Source organism: Prochlorococcus sp. MIT 1223, assembly GCF_034092465.1.
Classification (GTDB): Bacteria; Cyanobacteriota; Cyanobacteriia; order PCC-6307; family Cyanobiaceae; genus AG-402-N21.
In genome coordinates, this window is the sequence record NZ_CP139303.1 from 486,172 (window position 1) to 502,245 (window position 16,074).

Annotated in this window: 13 protein-coding genes; 7 read left to right on the forward strand and 6 right to left on the reverse strand. The window is 36.3% G+C overall.

Annotated elements, in window-relative coordinates:
• The 5 genes from SOI85_RS02685 to SOI85_RS02705 all read left to right on the forward strand — a co-directional run bounded on the left by SOI85_RS02685 (position 1) and on the right by SOI85_RS02705 (position 9,624).
• Positions 1–3,804, forward strand: coding sequence for a UvrD-helicase domain-containing protein (locus SOI85_RS02685; RefSeq protein WP_320664693.1), 3,804 nt, complete (start codon positions 1–3; stop codon positions 3,802–3,804).
• A complete protein-coding gene (locus tag SOI85_RS02690) occupies positions 3,801–5,540 on the forward strand; it encodes an ATP-dependent DNA helicase (protein WP_320664694.1) in 1,740 nt (579 codons plus the stop codon). Before SOI85_RS02685 ends, SOI85_RS02690 begins: the two co-directional genes overlap by 4 nt.
• Before the next feature lie 129 nt (positions 5,541–5,669).
• Positions 5,670–7,496, forward strand: coding sequence for a DEAD/DEAH box helicase (locus tag SOI85_RS02695; RefSeq protein ID WP_320664695.1), 1,827 nt, complete (start codon positions 5,670–5,672; stop codon positions 7,494–7,496).
• 60 nt (positions 7,497–7,556) lie between these two features.
• On the forward strand, positions 7,557–7,793 hold the full coding sequence (locus SOI85_RS02700; protein WP_320664696.1) for a hypothetical protein: 237 nt from the start codon (positions 7,557–7,559) through the stop codon (positions 7,791–7,793).
• A gap of 40 nt (positions 7,794–7,833) precedes the next feature.
• Entirely contained in the window at positions 7,834–9,624 is a 1,791-nt protein-coding gene (locus SOI85_RS02705; protein WP_320664697.1) for an ABC transporter ATP-binding protein, read from the forward strand.
• Positions 9,625–9,629: 5 nt separating this feature from the next.
• Here SOI85_RS02705 and psbP read toward each other — a convergent pair whose 3' ends face one another.
• The gene (psbP, locus tag SOI85_RS02710; protein ID WP_320664698.1) at positions 9,630–10,187 is read right to left on the reverse strand and encodes a photosystem II reaction center PsbP; all 558 of its coding nucleotides are present in this window, start codon (positions 10,185–10,187) and stop codon (positions 9,630–9,632) included.
• A gap of 121 nt (positions 10,188–10,308) precedes the next feature.
• On the opposite strand from psbP, the gene recR reads away from it, so the two are divergent.
• Together recR and lipA are read left to right on the forward strand one after the other, a co-directional pair.
• Entirely contained in the window at positions 10,309–10,908 is a 600-nt protein-coding gene (gene recR, locus SOI85_RS02715; RefSeq protein ID WP_320665100.1) for a recombination mediator RecR, read from the forward strand.
• 17 nt (positions 10,909–10,925) lie between these two features.
• A complete protein-coding gene (gene lipA / locus SOI85_RS02720; protein WP_320664699.1) occupies positions 10,926–11,846 on the forward strand; it encodes a lipoyl synthase in 921 nt (306 codons plus the stop codon).
• 2 nt (positions 11,847–11,848) lie between these two features.
• Here lipA and SOI85_RS02725 read toward each other — a convergent pair whose 3' ends face one another.
• Genes SOI85_RS02725 through cdaA form a run of 5 tightly spaced genes read right to left on the reverse strand, consistent with a single transcriptional unit; the run spans position 11,849 to position 16,044 of the window.
• Positions 11,849–12,367 carry a hypothetical protein gene (locus SOI85_RS02725; RefSeq protein WP_320664700.1) on the reverse strand — a complete coding sequence of 173 codons (519 nt, stop codon included), beginning with the start codon at positions 12,365–12,367 and terminating at the stop codon, positions 11,849–11,851.
• Positions 12,364–13,326, reverse strand: coding sequence for a rhodanese-related sulfurtransferase (locus tag SOI85_RS02730; protein ID WP_320664701.1), 963 nt, complete (start codon positions 13,324–13,326; stop codon positions 12,364–12,366). Before SOI85_RS02730 ends, SOI85_RS02725 begins: the two co-directional genes overlap by 4 nt.
• Positions 13,319–14,323 carry a biotin synthase BioB gene (gene bioB / locus SOI85_RS02735; protein WP_320664702.1) on the reverse strand — a complete coding sequence of 335 codons (1,005 nt, stop codon included), beginning with the start codon at positions 14,321–14,323 and terminating at the stop codon, positions 13,319–13,321. The genes SOI85_RS02730 and bioB overlap by 8 nt, the downstream gene beginning before the upstream one ends.
• A 15-nt stretch (positions 14,324–14,338) precedes the next feature.
• Complete coding sequence (locus SOI85_RS02740; protein WP_320664703.1) at positions 14,339–15,142, reverse strand: isoprenyl transferase; 804 nt, start codon at positions 15,140–15,142, stop codon at positions 14,339–14,341.
• Complete coding sequence (gene cdaA / locus SOI85_RS02745; protein WP_320664704.1) at positions 15,142–16,044, reverse strand: diadenylate cyclase CdaA; 903 nt, start codon at positions 16,042–16,044, stop codon at positions 15,142–15,144. The genes SOI85_RS02740 and cdaA overlap by 1 nt, the downstream gene beginning before the upstream one ends.
• Between the last annotated feature and the right edge of the window lie 30 nt (positions 16,045–16,074).

Genomic DNA, 16,074 nt, shown 5'->3' on the forward strand with positions numbered 1-16,074 from the left:
ATGGCTTCAGAGCAAAATAATAGAAATTATATATTCAATGCAAACAAATATCCGTTAAATAGTGGAATACAATTAATTGAAGCTAGTGCGGGTACCGGAAAAACATTCTCGTTGTCACATTTAGTTCTTAGACTCCTAACGGAGAAAAGGATATCTATTCAAGAAATACTAGTAGTAAGCTTTACGAGAGCAACTGCGTCAGAAATAAAAGCAAATATAGTAAAAAGAATTATTTCTGCATTGAAGTTGCTTGAGTCAAATCCCCATAAGGATTATGATAATAATAATGACAAAGTTCTTCTTGATTGGTTTAACTTAACGGCAGGGAATGAAGGCAAGAAGAAGGAATGGATTAGTCTATTACTTAAAGCATTGGATAAGGTTGACCAGGCTGACATAACAACTATTCATGGCTTTTGTAGTAGGACATTAAAAAGAGAGGCAATCGATTTAGGAACAAGTATTCAGCCAGAAATAAAAGATGATCAAAAAGACTTAGTAGAAGAAGTTGTTCATAGTTATTGGAAAGAAAATATACTAGACATTGAAATCAAACATATTAAAGGTCTTGAGAAAGCAGGACTTACAACAAAAACTCTAGAAGGAAGCCTACATAAGATTGAGAGCGATCCAAGTCTTAAATTCAGAGGTTATGCTGACTGTACAGAGATGTTTTCAGGGAAAGAACTAAGAGTTCAATTTAATGATTTATATCTTAAATATTGGCTTAACTTTCTTAGGCTCTGGTCTGAAGAATCTTTAGAATTAGATAAATTATTAAGAGATTATGCTGCTCAACTAAGAGAGTTAGGGATAAAAGATACAAAGCCCTTCAGTCCGAAACCTAAAAAAAGTAGACTTGACATAATGAATGCTTGGATTGAGACTTTTCAATTAGAGAAATATTCTTCAGTTGATGAGATTGCTCCATTTTATGATGAAATATTAAACGATAAGAACCATTTACTTAATTATTATCATCCAAAAAATTTATACTCTTTAGAGAAAAAATTTTGCTTGAATAATAATATAGAGTTCACTCCTCGATTACAAAAAGCCATTTCACTATTAACTGAAGGGCCTGGAGAATTTGTATGGGCACATGCATTATTGAGAACATCAAATGCTTTAAAGGAAAAAAGAGAGAAAAGAGGTTTTCTAAGTAATGGTGATCTTTTAAAGGTGTTAGACCCAAGCAATAATGAAATTAAAATAGATAAAAAGAAAAATATTTTCAAGAAATTACGTATGCGCTATAAGGCTGCCTTCATTGATGAATTCCAAGACACTGATCCACTGCAATGGAGAATACTGGAGGAAATTTTTGGGAGTAGTGAAGAGCACCTCTTAATCATGGTAGGGGATCCCAAGCAAGCTATTTATAGATTTAGAGGTGGAAACATCAATACCTATATAAAAGCCAAAAAACAAGCTAAAAGAATTGACATCTTATTAGAAAACTTTAGGACAACCCCATTGCTAATGGATTCATTAAATAAATTAATGTCAAGAGGTCTTATACGCTCAGGACTATGTACCTCTAAATTAATACCCAAGTCTATCGAAATACCTTATACAAATATAAAAAGTAAACATCCACTACATCTACTATGTGTGAGGGAAAGATCTAAGGGTGATGACTCAAGAAAGAAAAGTTTAATGAGCAAAACGGAACTAGAAGAAAAAATTCCAAATATTATTTCCAATTACCTACTAACGCAAATAGATTTGAAATCCTCAGAAATTAAATTATCCGATATCTGTATTCTTGTAAATAATCATTATCAAGCAGAGAAAGTCAGAATATCCCTTTCAAAGGCACGGCTTCCAACTCGACTCGTCACGCAAGGAGATATCTTTAAAAGTGAGGCTGCTGATCTTTTACAAAGATTCTTAGATTGTCTTGCGTCTCCTGGCCATTCTGAAAAGATAAAACTTTTAGCCTGTTCAACATTAATTCAATGGTCAGCGGCAAAATTAATAGTAGCTGAAGAAGATGGTGAATTTGATAAATTGGCTTCAAAACTCAAATACTGGGCAGAAAGTATAGAAACATTAGGGCTTCCAGGTTGCTTATTTGAACTACTGGAAGCTCGTAATCTTGCTAATATTGCCTTTAGAGGAAGGCTACTTAGTGATTTAAATCAATGCTCTCAACTTGTTCAAGAGGAAATACATAAACAAGGTTTTAACACTTTAAGGGCCGCGAGATGGCTAAAGCAACAACGTCTAAAATCATCCTCTTCAATCCCAGAAGATAGACAACCAAATAGTGACTCAAACGAAAATGCTATTAATATAATAACTATTCATCGCAGCAAGGGACTCCAATTCAAAATAGTAATATGTCCATTCTTGTGGCAATGTCCACCAATTGAAGATGGTCCACTATGGAGAATAGATAGATCTGAAAATTGGCTACTAGCTAATAGTAGTAGCTGGAAAGAAGGAGTCGAAGCTCAGGAAGATTCTAAGAAAGATACCTTACAAGAATATGAAAGGCTTGCATATGTCGCACTTACAAGAGCACAAAAGCATTTAACTATTATTTGGGGAAGAGCTTCAAAGCAAGAAGGAAATCCTTTAACAAGTCTTTTATTTGGTCCTTCTGAGATTAATTCAAAGATAGAAGACCTTTCTCAAACAAAATTAATAGAATGGCTCTCAGGAAACAATGTCCCAATTACTATTGACTGCATAAGCTGTGATCCAATAGACAATAGCTGGCAACCTAATCATACGAATGAAGTCTTAAAAGTCGGAGAATCACCAAAACGTTTTTTAGATTCATCTTGGGGTAGATATAGTTACTCATCCTGGATCAAAAATAAAAACTCTAAAATTGTCAAGCTCGTTAATTACCCCGCATTAGAAGAAGGTCGCGATACCGATATTGAAGACAGTGATTATGTCCTTCAAGATAAGAGTTCTATAAACAACTCATTAGATAATCTTGAAAATATAATCTCCGAAGAAAGTCCATTATCAAACTTTCCTCGTGGATCAACTGCAGGAGATTGCCTACACAAGATTCTTGAAAAGATTGACTTTCAAGTTCCTTTTGATTCCAGCCAATCAGAAAAAATAATATTAGAGGAGCTAAGGAAATCTGGCTTTTCAAAAAAGCTTCTTCCAATTACCCAAAAAGCTCTCGATAGATTAATTAAGACTCCTCTTGGGAAAGAACTAGATAACCTAAAACTTCATCAAGTAAGTTCCAAAAATAGAATTCACGAAATGAGCTTTGACTTACCTATTGCAATAAATGGAAAACCAATTAAAGCACTTGATCTTTCTAAAACTTTTGAAAAAGATAACGCATCAAGATTCAGTATTGATTACAGCAAAAAGATAAATGATCTAACCATTTGTAGCAAAGGCTTTTTGACTGGTTCAATTGATCTAGTATTTCCAGACAAAGAAAATCATTCCACTGCGAAATGGTGGGTTGTTGATTGGAAATCAAATTGGTTAGGAGTCAATGACGAAGATGGTGTCGCAAAGTGCCGACCTAAGGACTACGGCAAGGAATCCATGGAAAAAGAAATGATTCTTCACCATTACCCTCTACAAGCACACCTGTATTTAGTTGCTTTACACAGATTACTTAAATGGAGATTACCTAATTATTCACCTTCAAAAAATCTAGGAGGATATATATATATATTCATAAGAGGTCTTCCAGAACAAGATAATATATTCAATAAAAGCAATGAAGAGTATACACCGGGAATTATTACAGAAAAGGCTCCTATTAACCGCATTATCGAAATAGATAATCTTATGAAAAGAGGTGGACAATGAAATCTGAAGATAGTCATAGGACAACAATCATGGCAAAGTCAACACTAAAATTACTTGCATCTTATATCCCAAATAATACACAGTTAAGTTATCTAGAAGATATATTCTTTCTACTTTTTGACTCCTTATCAAGGGGAGATTTATTTGTTCACTTAGACAATCAAACATCTACTCATACTCTAAAGAACAAAGGGTGGCCAATAGATCATATTAATGCATTATTAGAGACTGATTTAACTAAAGGTGAGAACTCTCCTATTGCAATTAATGACAACTATATAAGTTGGCGAAGGTGGAATAATGAGCTAAAGGAAGTTATTCAATTACTTTTAAATAAAACAAAACTATTTTCCGCTTCAAGTAATTCGTTCCAAATCAATGAAAAAGTCCTGGACATTGTCTCCGTAAATAAAGAGCAACTACTCGCTATCAAGAAAATCATTCAATGTGGTCTTGTTTTAATGAGTGGTGGTCCTGGGACAGGTAAAACCATGACCATTATTCATATGGTTAATCAAGTCCTTTGTAATGATCCTTTAGCTAAAATCACTCTTTCTGCACCAACAGGTAAAGCGACTAGACGCCTCCAAGAATCTCTACAAGCTAACATTTCAACGTCTATAAGTTCTTCAAAAGAAAGGCTTCTAAATATACCCTGCATAACTCTCCATAGCTTACTGCAGGCAAGGCCAGGAGGTTTCGGGAAAAACCAAAAATCGCTTTTAGATCTTGATCTTTTAGTTATTGATGAAATGTCTATGGTTAATCTTGCTTTAATGCAAGCTGTCCTAAATGCACTGCCTAATAAATGTAAGTTAATTCTTGTCGGGGATCCCGATCAGTTACCACCAATTAGTACTGGAGCCATATGGCAAGAACTACAGAAACCAAGAACAATTGATAAATTTGATGACTCAGCAATTCATCTAAGAAAGCTTTACCGAAATCGAGGAGCAATAGCAGAGCTTTCAACGGTAATTCGTGATGAAGGACTAGAAGCTTTTTGGACAACACTATCCACTTTAGATAGCTCCTCAAATGTCCAACTCATAAGATCAAAGCTAAATGTTCTCCCCAAAAAAGTAATCTCTATAATGAAGCAACAAAAACAAGAGTTGGAAACCCTAACTCGCCAATTCAAGAAAGACATCTCATACGAGACAGAATTCTCAAATATTCAAAAAACTCAACCTATTGAACTAAGCAATAAGGTATTCAGATGCCTTGATAGGCTTATAGTTTTATGCCCTCAGAAGAATGGTCTTTGGGGAGTGAGGGATATACACCAAAAACTATTAGGGAATTCACTTCTTGAGGGATTGATGAGTTGGCCTGAAGGTACTCCTGTTATCTGCTCAACAAATCAACCCGAACTAGGCCTATCTAATGGTGACATTGGAATAATTATTGGAAACTCAGAAACAAGACGTATCTTATTCAGAGTATTTACAATTGAGCAGAAGCTTGTTTCCTCTATAGTTCATCCTGCAAGAATAAAAAAACTTGAACCAGCTTTTGCCCTAACAATTCACAAAGCACAAGGTAGTGAAGCAAATAATGTAATACTTATGTGGCCAGAAACTATCAGTGATTCAAATGCCAAGAGCATTGCTCCGACAAAAGATGAGTCATATAATCAAAAATTGTTATATACAGCAATAACTCGTGCCAAGCAAAACTTAATTATAAATATCACTTACTTTGATGCGTTTAAAGATAAAAACTCTCAAATATGAAAATAAAACTTCTCAAGATGATAAGTTAATAGGAGACTTTAAATAGGCGAGTCAACAGAGCGCGGTTAAATTCCGATTGGACGTTGTCTGCCTGAATTGAAGCATCCAGCAGGCTAACACTTAAATTAAATGTCAAAGTCAAAAGAAATAGAAGGATCTGAGCTCTCACTTGAATCAGCATCTAAAGAACTCCCCTCTTCTGTGGAAAATAATGATAGGGCTGAGAAAATCCCGGCCACACCAATAGATTCAACCGTAAAAGACGATCAGACTATTGAGGGGCAACAGATAAATGGTTTTGAAGGTTTTGGTTTTAACGAAAAATTAATAACAACACTCAGGAATAAAGGGTACAACGAACCTACTCCGATACAAAAAGCAGCCTTCCCAGAGCTAATGCTTAGTAGGGATCTAGTGGGCCAAGCTCAAACAGGAACGGGGAAAACAGCTGCATTTGCTTTACCAATAATTGAAAAGCTAGAAAAGCCAGGTGGTCCACCTCAAGTACTAGTCCTCACTCCAACACGTGAATTAGCTATTCAAGTTGCTGAATCATTTCGTTCATATGCTATTGACCAACCTGGATTAAAAATACTTGCTGTATATGGTGGAGCAGACTTCAGAGGGCAAATAAATGCTCTAAAAAGAGGAGTTGCCATTGTTGTTGGTACCCCTGGAAGAGTTATGGATCATCTAAGACAAGGAACAATCAATAAAAGTGAATTAAAGTGTCTAGTTCTAGATGAAGCGGATGAGATGTTAAGGATGGGTTTTATAGATGATGTCGAATGGGTTCTTGAGCAATTGCCGAACGAACGTCAAATGATTTTATTCTCGGCAACTATGCCTTCTGAAATCAGAAGAATCTCCAAACAATATCTCAATGATCCTGCAGAAATAACAATTAAAGCAACTAAACAGAAAACAAGTCTAATAAGGCAGAGGCATCTTATTGTACAAAATAGTTATAAGATTGATGCTCTTAAAAGGGTTCTTGAAGCAATTTCAGAAGAAGGTGTAATTATATTTACTCGAACAAAAGCAATAACACTTACGGTTGCCGAAAAGCTCGAAGCTTCTGGTCATAGTGTAGCAATATTAAATGGAGACGTTCCCCAGAACCAGAGAGAAAGGACAATTGAACGACTACGAAAGGGTACAGTAGATATACTCGTTGCCACCGATGTAGCCGCTCGTGGACTAGATGTCGATAGAATCGGATTGGTAATTAATTTTGATATGCCCTTCGACAAAGAAGCCTACATCCATAGGATAGGTCGTACTGGCAGAGCTGGAAGAAGTGGTGAAGCTATCCTTTTTGCGAGCCCTAGGGAGAGAGGTTTCATAAACAATCTAGAAAGAGCAGTAGGGCAACCGATAGACAAAATGGAAATACCTAATAATGAAACCATAAACAAAAATAGAATTAATAAATTACAAAAGAACCTTGTCAAAGCCTCTGAAACGGGAAGAGATCATGAAAAAGAAACTGTACTCCTAAAAGAATTAATAGATAAGATTGGGAAAGAACTAAAGATAGATGCCAATGAAATCGCACTTGCTGCAATAAATTTGGCCTTAGGGCCTTCTCCATTATTAAGTCAAGAAGATGAAAGCTGGATAAAACAAACTGATCAAAGAAGGTACAGGAATGACCGGAGAGAAGAAAGAGGAGGGAGGAGAAGTAGAAGAACTGATTTCGATCAAAGCTCTATGGATAACAATATGGAGAGATTTAGAGTAGAGGTGGGGCATCGAGACAGGGTCAAACCAGGAAATTTAGTTGGAGCAATTGCAAATGAAACAGGCTTAAAAGGGAGAATGATCGGTAAGATCCAAATCTTTGAAACACACAGTTTTATAGACCTTCCAAAACAAATGCCATCAGATATCTTTAATAACTTGAAAAGAGTTAAGGTTATGAACCGTGAATTACAAATCAATCGAAGTGCCTAAAGAGTTAGATTAATAATGAAAAAACATAAATTATTAACATATATTCTAATTACGTGGGTAATGACATTACAAGTTTCCTTTGCGAAAGAAAAAACAGAGAAGAAAGAAGATTCACTTTTAAAAAGTATGTGCATTATTGGATTTAATTATGAAATGGAGCTGGCAAATAAAGTTCCACCAAAGGGAATGAGTGATTTTACCTGTGATTGTTTCCTCGATGAGTTTAACTTAGGGACAAACCTTGATAAAGCTCAAGAAAAATGCAAAGATAAAGCTTCTTCAATATTTGATTTATAAATATAGGTTCAATCTAAAAGGCAAGATTATTCGTTATTCCATGAAAAAACATTTAAAAGAAAATAAGAAAACTGCATTACACCGATTATTCGAATTTCTAGAAAATAAGCAATTGTTAATTTGGGCTGCAATAAGCTGTTCAGTCATTAATAAGATATTGGATCTTGCTCCGCCAGTTTTAATAGGACTTTCAGTAGATGTAATTGCAAGGGAAAATGCTTCATGGATAGGAAGCCTTGGTTTTTACAGTGTCCCAAGTCAATTAGGCGTTATTGCGTTTATGTCCTGCTTGATTTGGAGTGCAGAATCATTTTTTGAATATCTTTATGGACTACTTTGGCGTAACCTTGCTCAAACTACTCAACATAAACTTCGTATTAATGCATATAGCCATCTTCAAAAACTTGAAATGGCTTTTTTTGAATCAGATAATTCTGGTCGATTGCTATCTGTACTCAATGATGATATTAACCAACTTGAAAGATTTCTGGATCAAGGAGCAAACCAAATACTTCAATTAATAATTACTGTCTTTTTAGTTGGAGGAGCAATGGCTTTTTTAGCTCCAGGAGTAGCATTCTTTGCATTTATTCCAATACCTATAATTCTTTGGGGATCGATAAGATTTCAAAGAAACCTTGCTCCTAGATACAAAGAGGTAAGAGAAAGGGCAGGAGATATTGCCGCAAGACTAAATAATAATTTAGGAGGAATAGTTACAATCAAAAGTTTTGCGACCGAAGATTGGGAAGTAGAAAGATTAACATTAGAAAGCAAGTCATACCAAAGAAGCAATAGTAAAGCGATAAAACTTTCAGCAGCTTTTATTCCACTAATAAGGTTTGCAATATTATTTGCTTTCCTTGCAATATTATTATTTGGTGGACTTCAAGCATGGTCTGGAGAAATAGCTATAGGTACATATAGCTTTCTAGTATTTATTACTCAGAGACTGCTCTGGCCTTTAACAACACTTGGACATATTCTTGATGATTATCAAAGATCAATGGCCTCAACAAATAGAGTATTAAATCTAATTGATACACCTATAAAAATTTCCAGTGGAAGTTATTCTCTTAGAGATAAGGAAATAAAAGGTGAGATCAGCTTTGAGAAAGTTTCATTTAAATATGAAAATGGACTAGATATAATCAAAGACCTGGATTTAACCATAAAGGCTGGTAAGACAATTGGAATTGTAGGACCAACTGGTTCAGGTAAAAGCACATTAGTAAAACTACTTTTAAGACTATATTCGATAGATTCAGGCGAAATTAAAATTGATAATAGATTAATTGAATCATATAATTTAAAAGATTTGAGAAGGTCAATAGCTTTAGTTAGCCAAGAAGTTTATCTATTTCATGGGACAATTGAAGAAAATATTACTTATGGTACAAATAACCCATCTAAACATGAAATTATTAAAGCTGCAGAGCTATCTGAATCTTCAGAGTTCATAAATCAATTACCTCACTCCTATAAAACATTAGTAGGGGAGAGAGGACAAAAGTTATCTGGTGGTCAAAGGCAAAGGATTGCATTAGCCAGGGCAATCCTTAAAGATGCACCTATACTTATTCTTGATGAAGCAACTGCCTCAGTAGACAACGAAACAGAAGCCGCTATTCAAAGGTCTTTAGCCAAAATAACAAAAAATAGAACTACTGTTGTCATTGCTCATAGATTAAGCACAGTAAGGAATGCTGATGAGATAATAGTATTAGATAAAGGTTCTATTATTGAATCTGGTACACACGAAGAACTAATAAAAAATGATAATCTTTACTCGGCTTTGTGGAAAGTTCAGGCTGGTATTCTAGAAGTCTGATCTAATTAAATTAATAAAGTAAATGAGTCTACTACTCTTTGAAATATTGAATTAACTTTAGGCCATCTAACCTCATCAGTTCCAGCCGCAAACGTATATAAAGTCCCTCTATCAATAACAACAGTAGCCAACTCATGTCTAGTAGAGCTTGGATAAGTTACCTTATATTCCAAGTCGTAGAAAATGTGTCCAGAACTCTCTCTTTCTTCTGAATCAATCAACTCAATCAAACGACTCTGATCGTCAGGAGAAATCAATTGTTTAATTAACCTATCCCCAACCTCTTCAGGAGTCCCAAGATTTTCAAGGTCAATATCATTATTTATTTTAGAGATAACGAGACTAAGAGTTTCGTCACTGTTAATTAGGTCATGAAAAACGACCGCTGGCCCATTAGGAACAGAGACTCTTGTCCAGCCAGTGGGATACAAGAATCCATATCGGCCATCAGTACTTTGAAAAGGTTCTAAACCAGCAGAGGGATTAGCACTACATGCTCCAATCAAAGCAATAAGAACAAAACTCAAAAGCACACGTGCTGAAGAACGGAGCATTTGAATCATTAACAAAACCTATAACCTGTTATCCATTCTGCCTGAAACATCACCAAACTGAAAGAAGAGTTAGAAAAATAATGTTCAAACCAGATAAGTTGATTAAATTCAGAGTAACTGCATTCGACTCCTGAGCGGCTTTACCAGACCTCTTGCACGTCTAATAGACCAATTCGAGCAATTGCCTGGCATCGGGCCTAGAACAGCTCAAAGGCTTGCCTTGTTTCTATTAAGACAACCTGAAGAAAAAATCAAAACTTTCTCAAACGCATTACTTAATGCTCGAAGCCAAATAGGTCAATGCAAAAAATGTTTTCATCTAACATCTGAGGAAATTTGTGAAATCTGTTCAAGTTCCAATAGAGATCAGCAGCTTTTATGCGTTGTTTCTGACTCTAGAGACTTGCTAGCACTAGAGAGAACAAGAGAATATAAGGGGTTCTACCATGTCCTAGGTGGCTTAATCTCCCCAATGGATGGAATTGGCCCCGAAATGCTTCAAGTAACAACTCTAGTGGAAAGAGTAAATCAACTCAATATTGATGAAGTAATACTTGCTCTAACACCAAGTGTAGAAGGCGATACTACTAGTCTATACCTTGCAAGACTTATAAAACCTTTCGCTAAAGTAACACGTATTGCCTATGGTCTACCAATGGGGAGTGAGCTCGAATATGCAGACGAAGTAACGCTAAGTCGAGCCCTAGAAGGCCGAACAAATATTGAATAAATAAATTTCTAAGTACTATGACAACAAAACAGAGACAATCTAAATACAGCTCTATCGCTCCAAAAGAGCGACTTCCTAAATGGATTAAACCCTCTATCGGCAAAGCCTCTGAATTAGAAAAAGTGCAGACACTTGTTAAAAGATATCAACTAAATACAATTTGCGAGGAAGGCCGCTGTCCAAACAGAGGAGAATGTTATGCCGCTGGCACTGCAACATTCTTGCTTGGAGGTTCAGTTTGCACAAGAAGTTGCGCATTTTGCCAAGTAGACAAAGGCAAAGCTCCTGAATCAATCACCAATCAAGAAGCTCAAAAAGTTGCCAATGCTGTTTTCATATTAGGACTTCGCTATGTAGTCTTAACTTCCGTAGCAAGAGATGACTTACCTGATCATGGAGCGAGTCTATTTACAAATACTATCAATGAAATAAGGAAGCTGATACCAACTATCTCAATTGAAGTGTTAACACCTGATTTTTGGGGAAGCAACTCTAATACGAAAGATCCTATAAAGGCACAAAAGGAACGCCTCACAACAGTTCTTAATTCAAAGCCTGTCTGTTTTAATCACAATTTGGAAACAGTGAAACGACTACAAAAAGAAGTTCGACTTGGTGCTACCTACGAACATTCTCTTAATCTATTAAGACTCGCTAGAGACATCGCAAATGATATACCAACAAAGTCAGGTATAATGCTAGGGTTAGGAGAGAAGAAAGAAGAGGTCATCGAAACACTTCATGACCTTAGATCCGTAGACTGTCAACAAATTACAATCGGTCAATATTTACGTCCATCTCTAGCACATATTCCAGTACAACATTATTGGAGACCTAAAGACTTTGATGATTTTGCAGAGATTGCTAAAGACCTTGGATTCAAAAAGATAAATAGTGGGCCATTAGTTCGTAGTAGCTACCATGCTGAGAAACACTAATCTCAGTTAAAGTTTGTAGTATTAATTCGCCACAAATTATAACTATATTCAAACACCTCTGAACAATCTCCAGACATCAAAGAACCTGCTCCACCCCAAATCATTCTTAAAGGCAGATCTAGAATAGATGAGCGTACTTCTCTTGAGAGATTAAAACCCCTTCTCCTAAAATACTTAACAAGTCGAGTATGCTGACTTTCTTCGTCAAAAATAGCTAATAATCTAGCGACTTTACATGGTGTGGATTCTAATGCCCAGGCCATAGTAGCCGACCATATCAGATGACCTACTCCTGGAGGAGACTTCTGGTTAACACGCATAGTGTCAAGCTGCAAACCTTTTTCAGAGTTATATGCCCATCCTTTCATTTCACCTAGAATCCTAATCTTGTGTTTATTAATGGGCTCTGCAACTACTACCTTAAAAGACCATATATTAATCGGTTGTCTAATTTGTAGACGAAGTAAAAGGCCAGCATTTGTAGCCTCTTTCTCTAATTCAGCTAATCCAATAGGTTTCATGGAGTAAGCGAAAGAGTATTTACTGAGTCATTGCCAATCAAGTTATCAAGGTGTTTCTGTCTATCAGCAAAACGAGCCCTATCATCATCACTAAAACGATCAACACAATAGTGACACTTAACTCCCCTAATATAACTTTCTTTCATAAGATCTTCTGGTGAAAGAGGCATACCACAAGCATTACATAAGCGATGCATCCCTGGAACGAGATTATGATTTAACGCAACTCTTCTATCAAATACAAAACATTCTCCATTCCACTTGCTCTTAGAGATGGGAACTTCTTCTAAATATTTAAGAATTCCACCATGAAGTTGAGTAACCCCCTCAAACCCTTCCTGCCTTAAATAGCAAGTAGCCTTTTCACAACGAATTCCACCAGTACAAAACATTGCTATTTCTCTTGGCTTTTTTTCATCGACAATAGGTCTTAAAGTTTTCTCGACCCAATCTGGGAATTCACTGAATTTATCTGTATGCGGATTCAAAGCTCCTTCAAAAGTACCTACAGAAACTTCATATTCATTCCTCGCATCAATTACTAAAACGTCAGGGTCATCAAGGTATTTATTCCAATCGGATGGTTCTATATAATTTCCCGTCAACTCGTTTGTATTAATATAAGAAATACCCATTGTCACTATTTCTGTTTTCTGTCTAGCTCTGAATCTTCGAAAAGCCTGCTTATCGCAAAAACTATATTTTATCTCCAAATCCTCAATACAAAGGTCAGACTTAATTAAATTAATTACATCGCTTATAGAAGAGCTTGAACCGCAAATAGTTCCATTAATACCCTCACAAGCAATTAAAACCATACCTTTAACATTTTTTCGATTAGCATGTTCTCTTAACTTCTGTAAGAAAGCATTTAGTATCTCACCATTTATCTCTAAAAAACTATAAAAGGCTGCCACCTTATAACTTAAACCAGCATTATCTTGTCCCTGATTAATCATCTTTAGTTAAATCCCAATTAACTTGAACTCCTGCTTGTGAAAGTAATTCTCTGTCTGCTTCTACAATAGGATTACTTGTTGTAAGAAGAGTGTCTCCATAAAAGATAGAGTCAGCTCCTGCCAGTAGGCATAGTACTTGGGCTTCCCTACCAAGTTGCTCACGCCCTGCACTTAAACGAACTCTGCTTTTTGGCATAAGAATTCTTGCAGTCGCAACCATTCTTACCATTTCCAAAGGGTCGATCGAAGAAAGATTTTCTAGTGGTGTCCCCTCTACTGCTACTAATGAATTGATAGGTACACTTTCAGGATGAGGGTTCATTGTTGCCAAAACACGTAACAAAGAAGCTCTATCAGTTAAAGATTCCCCCATACCAATAATTCCACCACAGCAAACAGATATACCTGCTGAACGAACTCTTTCCAATGTCTCCAAACGGTCCTGATAAGTTCTTGTAGTAATTATTCGCTCATAATTCTCTGGACTTGTATCAAGATTATGGTTATAAGCAGTCAATCCAGCTTCCGCTAATCTGTGAGCTTGGTTATCAGTAAGCATTCCAGCTGTTACACAAGCTTCTAACCCCAATGCCCTAACACCTCGAACCATCTCAAGCATTGACTCAAAAGGTTGTCCATCTCGAATTTCTCTCCAAGCCCAACCCATACAAAATCTATCTGCTCCAGCTGCTTTTGCCGCTTTTGCTCTATCAAGCACTGGATCAATATTTAAAGGGGCACTAGCACTTACTTCACTATTATTGTGAGAAGATTGAGGACAATAAGCACAATCCTCTGAACAGCCTCCAGTTTTTACACTTAACAAAGAAGCTAGTTGTACTTTATATCCAGGATTTGCTGATCTATGAACTGATTGGGCTTTCCATAAAAGATCCATTAAGGGTTTCTCAAGCAAATCTTTTACTTCTGTCAATGTCCAATTATGGCGGATATCAAAAACCTCCACTTTTTGGGGTTTTGCTGCTAGTAAAGTCATGGATTAACTCCCAATTTAAATCTCATAATGTTTTGAGCTTTCAGCTTCTAACCCCCCAAAACGCCTTCGCCTAGACTGATAATCAATCAAAGCTTGTATCAAAGCATTTTCATTAAAATCAGGCCATAAAGTCTCGGTTATATGTATTTCAGCGTAAGCCAATTGCCAAAGCAAAAAATTACTGATTCGCCTTTCTCCACTTGTTCTAATAACAAGGTCTGGATCAACATCGTTAGCAGTTAGCAATTCTGCTGCAAAAGCATTTTCATCAATAAGATCTGGTTCTAATTCACCATTAATGCATCTTTTGGCCAACTTCTGAGCTGCTAAAACCAATTCTCGTCTACCTCCATAATTTGTACATACATTAAAATGAATTCCTTTGTTAGCAGAAGTTTGTTCAGTCGCTTCTTTAATTAGTCCCTTTAATCTAATAGGCAAAGGAGAAAGATCACCAATAAAACTAATCTTAACTTGCTCGAGTTTTAATAGATTCAATTCTCTTTGAAGAACATTTTCAAAAAGACTCATCAAGAAATTAACTTCTTCCCCTGGCCTAGACCAATTCTCAGTTGAAAATGCATATACGGTTAATGCCCCAATACCCCAATTACTAGCGAGCCTCAATGTCGTTTTCAATGCTTCCACACCAGCTTTATGACCCATAACTCTTGGAAGACCTCTCTTTTTTGCCCAGCGTCCATTCCCATCCATAATTATGGCTAAATGATCAGGCATACGAACTGGGTCCAATTGCATTGGAATTGGAGAAATTAATTTGGCTGGATCTGAACTAATTGCCAATTGTCTTTTTACCATTAGTTTTCCTTATTAGTGCCTGAAGCACTAACTCCAATCTGTAACTGGGAGGTTTTTGAATCAATATTAGAAGAGGCTGGTTTAGTTGTATTTACATTACTCAATGAGGGCTTTGTATTAGCTGAAGCTATAGAGCTCCCCATCAAATCATTAAGCAAATCAAGCAATCTGCTGCTTGTAATAGGTCTTTCTAACCGACCTTGGTTTGCTAAAGACAAAGTGCCTGTCTCCTCAGAAACTACAACACAAATGCATCGATCAAATCGTTCAGTAATTCCCAAGGCGGCTAAATGCCTTGTGCCATATCTGCTAATGCCTTGACGAGATAATGGCAATATAACTCCTGCCGAAATAATTCGATTACCTTTTATGAGAACTGCTCCATCATGAAGCGGAGTATCAGAAGCAAAAAGGTTCAGTAACAATTCAGTTGATAATTTGGCATCAATGGGAACTCCAGAATAAAGAAAATCTTCTGGTCGTAAATCGCTACCCATATCGACAACCACTAAAGCTCCTCGTCTATTTTGAGACAAACGACCTGCCGCCTCTGTTAACTGAGTAATTGTACCTGCATTTGCTATGAATTCTTTTTGCGGGTTTCCAAGTAAAACAGCCAGCCTTCCTGTACCAAGAAGCTCCATTAATCTTCTCAATTCACCCTGCCAAAGAATTGCTAGAGATAAAGAACAGGCTAGAACAAGCGCGTCCACCAACTGAGAGGTGATTGGTAAATTGGCAAAACGTTGAACAAACCAAGCAAGTGAAGCTAAAAATAAATATCCTCTAAGAAGCCAAAGGGTCCTAGCCTCCTTAACTCTCGAAAAAAGCAATACTCCTAGAGCAGAAGCAAATAAGACATCTAACAGAATACGTAAATTTATAAACCACCAAAAATTCACTCCTGTATCCCAACCTAATATTAAACTTAC